Annotated in this window: 6 protein-coding genes; all 6 read left to right on the plus strand. The window is 37.3% G+C overall.

Going from position 1 to position 5,414, the window contains the following annotated elements; genetic code table 11:
• Positions 1–149: 149 nt before the first annotated feature.
• The 6 genes from C9J37_RS27070 (at position 150) to C9J37_RS27095 (ending at position 5,004) form a co-directional block, all read left to right on the plus strand.
• Positions 150–1,385: an IS110 family RNA-guided transposase gene (locus tag C9J37_RS27070; protein WP_107897876.1), complete on the plus strand. Its 1,236-nt coding sequence runs from the start codon at positions 150–152 to the stop codon at positions 1,383–1,385.
• A gap of 183 nt (positions 1,386–1,568) precedes the next feature.
• Positions 1,569–1,874 carry a zincin-like metallopeptidase toxin domain-containing protein gene (locus tag C9J37_RS27075; protein WP_235617280.1) on the plus strand — a complete coding sequence of 102 codons (306 nt, stop codon included), beginning with the start codon at positions 1,569–1,571 and terminating at the stop codon, positions 1,872–1,874.
• 17 nt (positions 1,875–1,891) lie between these two features.
• Entirely contained in the window at positions 1,892–2,389 is a 498-nt protein-coding gene (locus C9J37_RS27080) for a PepSY domain-containing protein (RefSeq protein WP_107897877.1), read from the plus strand.
• Between the two features lie 518 nt (positions 2,390–2,907).
• The gene (locus C9J37_RS27085; RefSeq protein ID WP_235617281.1) at positions 2,908–3,390 is read left to right on the plus strand and encodes a hypothetical protein; all 483 of its coding nucleotides are present in this window, start codon (positions 2,908–2,910) and stop codon (positions 3,388–3,390) included.
• Positions 3,390–4,664, plus strand: a complete 1,275-nt coding sequence (locus C9J37_RS29315; RefSeq protein ID WP_235617282.1) for a CdiA family toxin C-terminal domain-containing protein — start codon at positions 3,390–3,392, stop codon at positions 4,662–4,664. The genes C9J37_RS27085 and C9J37_RS29315 overlap by 1 nt, the downstream gene beginning before the upstream one ends.
• Before the next feature lie 10 nt (positions 4,665–4,674).
• Positions 4,675–5,004, plus strand: coding sequence for a ribonuclease toxin immunity protein CdiI (locus tag C9J37_RS27095; protein WP_107897878.1), 330 nt, complete (start codon positions 4,675–4,677; stop codon positions 5,002–5,004).
• Positions 5,005–5,414 lie beyond the last annotated feature (410 nt).

The following is a 5,414-nucleotide window of genomic DNA, read 5'->3' on the forward strand; positions in this document are numbered from 1 at the left end:
AAGGGCTACTTAAAAAAGGTGCTCATTTACTTATATATCTTCATATAACGGTGAAAATGGATAGGCTTTCGTACCAATGCGCACCAGTTGGTGAACGCTCGAACTAAGGTTGCCGGCATTTTCATTCTATTGAATAGGAGGATAAGTCAATGCACGAACGACAGAAACATTTTTATGTAGGAGTAGACTTACATAAGCAACACCATGTAGCTGTTATTATTAATTGTTGGCAGGAGAAGTTAGATGAAATAAAGTTTGAAAATAAACCTTCCGCTTTTTCAACGATTTTACTAGATATTTATAAACATATTAAAGATGGGTTGACACCAATTTTTGGTTTAGAAGATGTTGGGGGCTATGGAAGGGCATTGGCACAGTTTTTAACCGACCATGGACAGGTTGTAAAAGAAGTAAATCCAGCACTTTCATATGCTGAACGAAAAAGTCATATGACGACACAAAAAAGTGACAGTTGGGATGCAGAATGTGTAGCCAGAATTTTGGTGAACAAACTAGACCAGTTACCAGACGCTAAACCGCAGGATTTGTTTTGGTCGATACAACAACTGGTCACTAGAAGAAATGCATTAGTAAAGGCACAAGGTGCTTTAAAAAACCAACTACATATTCAATTAAGCCACCACTATCCAAGCTATAAGAAGTTTTTCTCAGAGGTTGATGGAAAAACAGCATTGGCATTTTGGGAACGATATCCGTCTCCACATTGTTTAGAGGGTGCAAGTGTTAAGCAATTGACCACTTTTTTATTAGAAGCCAGTCACAATACATGTTCGGTGAAAAAAGCGAGTGAAATTTTAAAGCTGTTTAAAGAGGATGGAAACACAATAAAAGAACACCAAGAAATACGAGATTTTCTAGTGAGAAGCATCGTTCGAGACATTTTGTTTAAAAAGCAGGAAATACGCTATGTAGAACGAGAATTAAAAGGGTTAATGAATTTACTAGACTTTCAACTAGACTCTATGCCAGGCATTGAACTCGTAACGGCTTCTGCATTAATTGCAGAAATAGGTGATGTACGCCGTTTTCCAAATGCCAACAAATTAGCACGATTTGCGGGGATTGCGCCAGTTTACTTTGGCTCTGGCGGGAAAGGCAAGGAACAAAAAAGCAAACAGGGAAATCGGGCGCTACACGCTATATTTTACAACCTAGCTGTGCAACAAGTGCAAGTAGCAAAAGGAAGTAAGTTACCAAGAAACCCGGTATTTCATGCTTACTATCAAAGGAAACTTAAAGAAGGTAAAACAAAGGGACAAGCGTTGGTTTGCATCATGAGAAGGCTTGTGAACATTGTATATGGAATGATGAAGCATAAAACAGCCTATGAATTACCGATAATAAAAGTAGAAAAAGTAGTTTAATAAGGTTTTAGATAGGGTGTTTTTTTTAGCAGATTTTAAGATTACAACATAGGGTACAGATAAAAATGTTAAGGTAGCCAGTGAGACTTATGATTACAGAAAAGTCAATAAACAAACTAATAGTATGGGAGAAACAATTGCTACAGGCAACAGGTTAGACAATTTAAGAAAGAATGGGGACAATTGGGGGTACCTGTTAAAGTAGACAAAAAGGAAAAGATACTTAAAGGTGGATATGAAGCGGCTTTTGATTATGGAAATGGACAAATTTTTATCAAAAAAAATCCTACTGTCGTTAATCTATACCATGAAGGTTATCACGCTGAACAATGGTTAGATATTGGAAAAGATGCTTATATGAAGTTGAGTCGCTTAGATAGAGAAGAATATGTATTTGAACAAATTATGAAGAATAAGCATCTATTTGATAAAGATTCGTTAGATCATTCATTAGAATATATTGAGAGATTAAGAATGAATTTGAAATAAAAGGAAATGGTGATGATATGTCTTTAGATGAATATAAAAAAATGACTGATGAAGAGTTTAAGAGTTTAACTGATGAAGAATTTGAAGAATATTTAAAATTGAAGAAAGAAGATTTTCCAAGACATTATCGCAAACTAGGAGAAATTACAGTTGATACAGTGTTAACACCAGAGGAAGCAATAGAAATTGCAAAAAAATATCATCAAGAAAAAGAATTGGATGGGGTAGTTAATGAACAGATAGAAGATTTGTTTTTTGATGAAGCCTATACATTTAAAGTAGATATAATAAATAGGGATAATGATGACATCCGTCCAGCGTGGAGAGTAACAGTAGATTTGCCTCCAAATCCATTTTTGTTTGAAGATTATACTTTAATTGTATCGGACAGAGATGAAGCAGTAATGGGGATGTTAGATGTTAATGGCCATCCTGTATCAGATGGTAATGAATTTACTGATGAAGATATAGAGTATATTATGAGTGATGAAGACACAGAAAATTATAACGAATAATTTTAAATAGGTTTGAAGTGCTATTTTGCTAGATTTTGAGGTCAGTGAAATAAGTGTTTGAAAGAACAAGACAACCAAGTTACTATTTAAAGGTTTGAAATAAACTCCACAGTTAGAAGTTTTTTAGTGGAATGGGTGACGAATGAACTCATCATTCACCAAAAACATACTTATCCTATGTAATACCTGTATAAAGATGTAGAAATTCCGTTTGTGTGCACAAAAATACTTGAACAGGTTGATTATGGTAAGGTACTACCATGATTGACTTGTTTTTTTGTTAAAAATCTTTCGCAACTGTAAAATTTGCCGCCCCTATCGGTAGGATGAAGGGCTAATTCCAAAACTTCAATGTGACTTAACCCGACCGCTATGGTGTAGAGATTAGCATATCTATTATCTCCGCGACAATTAGGCATATGATGTGAAAGTTTATTGTGTACTCTAGGTATGGAAAAGCAGGAGGGAAGATATTAGAGGTCAAGAAGGATCAAGTGCGCCTCCAGCTTTCTTTTCCGATGCATCGCGAAGAAACAGCAATCGCTCGTCACAGTGTTCGAAAGGGCGGCGACGCTAACCCAAAAACAGCTGATCCCAAAACGGCTTACTGGGGCACACCACGTGGTAAAGACATCAAGCTCGACCCACAATCGGTGACATTTACCGCGAAGGAAGGAGCCGTTTTCCTCAGGCTTCTTCAAGAAAGTGGGATTGAGGTGCACAGTAAGCATCCGCTTACCCTTAAAGCCAATGACAATATCACCTTTGCAGGCAAAAGCATCTCTATGAGCGCAGGCGAATCCCTACGCTTTACGTGTGGATCAAGTAGCCTTGTTCTTGATGGGATTACAGATATACAAGGACAAGTAGTTGAAATGGAAGGTTCTATTAAAGCGCCTGTTTCTGTGTCCAGTGCAGCGGAAGATAATTATGATGATGACAACTTAGAACAAGGCCTAGACGTCATGGGCATGATTCCCCTCACAGGGGGTGGTGCTTAATGGCGAAGAAAGGGAAAGGTGGTAAAGGCAAGAGCAAAGGCTTATTCGGTGCAATCGGCAGTGCACTAGGTAGTATCCCTGTTGTCGGCAAGGTCAAAAATGCGGCAAAGTCAGCCAAAAAGAAAATCAAAAAAGCGAAAAATAAAATAAAGAAAACTATAAAAAAGGCAAAGAAAAAGCTCAAGAAAAAGATTGGTAAGGTTTTTACAAAAGCCAGGAAAATCAAAAATAATCTATCCAAGAGTAAAATCGTTAAAAAGTTCAAGCAAGTTGCGAAGAAAGCTGTGCTCGTGGTCAAGCAGGTGCAAAAGAAAGCGCAAACCGTTGTCAAACAGGCGAAGGTAGTCGTGCAGAAGGCTAAAGAGACGGTGAAGAAAACCGTCATAGCAGCCAAGAATCCGCTAGGGAAGTCTCTGAATAGCTTTAAGGAAATCGGCAAAGATTTTGCAGATGGTCTAAACAACAGGAAAAACAAAGCATTGGATTCCCCGTATGATTTTGCGAATTATTTAACAGTTGGCGCACTAGATGGTATCTGGTCAGGAGCGAAAAGTAGAGCAGATAAGATGTTCAATTCACCTTCTGACTTTCTGAATTACGCAACTTTTGGCTTAACGGACATGGTGAAAGGGGCAGTTAACCCAAAAGATCCTCTCTCCAAGGAACATTGGCTAGATAGCTTAGGGGTTGCAACAACCGTTGCAGGCCTAAAAGGAGTATCTTCCAAAAAAACGACGGGTGGCGAGAGCGGTAAGTCAACGAACAATTCTCCTAACGATACGAATACTAAGGGTACGGTTAATGGTGTACCTAAACATAACTATTCTGCTAACAGCAAAAATCATTTGATACAACCTGAAGGTGTTAATAAAACGGGCGTAAGTGGCGGTCATAATGAAAAGGAATTTTTCAACTATTTGGATGCCAATGGAATTCCATATAAAGTGGAGAAAAAGGAACCACATCCTTCTGTCCCGGGTGTACACGATGTGTACTACAAGATAGGAAAACAAGAACGTGGTGTATATACAAGTGAATTTAAAGCATCAACTCATAAAAAGACAGTTTACGATGAAAATGTGTTTACTGATGAACAAATGTATAAATATTGTCAAGAGGCAATGGATAACGGTACTGAATATTTAACTAGAGGTGGGCAACAGGTAATACAAGGCACATCAAATGGATTAAAATTTGAAGGATGGAAAAATCCAACTACAGGAGAAATAGAAAGTGTATACCCAGTATTAGAATGGAAAAATTATGGTAATTAGGAGGGGTTTCATGTTAATAGACAAACAGCCAGTCATCCAAGATTTTTTTTCTTTTTTGAAGAGTGATTTACTCAATGTACTAGAGTGTTTATCCAAGAGAGAGCCGTGGCAAGATCATATGATGGGATATGAACTTCCAGAGCATTCTGAGGAGATTGAATTTAAAGAAGGCATAATGATATTCATTAACACAGCATCATATAACGAAATTATTATGAACAGTTCTGATTTCTATGGTTGTTTGAAAGAAACGTGTATGGAATTTGTTGGTGAAAATCAAGAACAGAAAATCCAAGTGTATGTACTTATGGACAAGATAAAGACTGTTTTAAATTTGTGAAATTTTCACACTGAGTTGATTAAACCTATCAACCTACCAAAATACATGAGAAATAGGGAGGTCTACTTGAAACAGACCCTGAGAGCACCGGATTTTATGAATTTCAGTCAAAGAAATGGATGATCCAGATTTTAAGAGAGGAATCGTAACCTTTTAAACCTTGATTGGCTATATTGTCACTCTCGAGAAGAAGAACAGAATGGACCCAATGAACAATAATTGTTTGAGAATCGAGACTTCATGAAGGCAGAGCCATCATGAAGTGCTATTTTAGCGCTAATGTAATAAGAGCGAGAATAAGCGATATGACATTTTACTTATAAGGGACCACTTATGGATGTCATAGGGACGAAACACACGAGATAAAACAAGCTAAAGTGTTTAAACGTTACACTTGCCATGTGGTAAAA

It is taken from the genome of Lysinibacillus mangiferihumi (assembly GCF_003049665.1).
GTDB lineage: Bacteria > Bacillota > Bacilli > Bacillales_A > Planococcaceae > Lysinibacillus > Lysinibacillus mangiferihumi.

Coding starts and splice junctions, on each gene's coding strand:
- C9J37_RS29315 (WP_235617282.1), top strand. CDS start 3,390: ATGGCGAAGAAAGGGAAAGGTGGTAAAGGCAAGAGCAAAGGCTTATTC.
- C9J37_RS27085 (WP_235617281.1), top strand. CDS start 2,908: ATGCATCGCGAAGAAACAGCAATCGCTCGTCACAGTGTTCGAAAGGGC.
- C9J37_RS27080 (WP_107897877.1), top strand. CDS start 1,892: ATGTCTTTAGATGAATATAAAAAAATGACTGATGAAGAGTTTAAGAGT.
- C9J37_RS27095 (WP_107897878.1), top strand. CDS start 4,675: ATGTTAATAGACAAACAGCCAGTCATCCAAGATTTTTTTTCTTTTTTG.
- C9J37_RS27070 (WP_107897876.1), top strand. CDS start 150: ATGCACGAACGACAGAAACATTTTTATGTAGGAGTAGACTTACATAAG.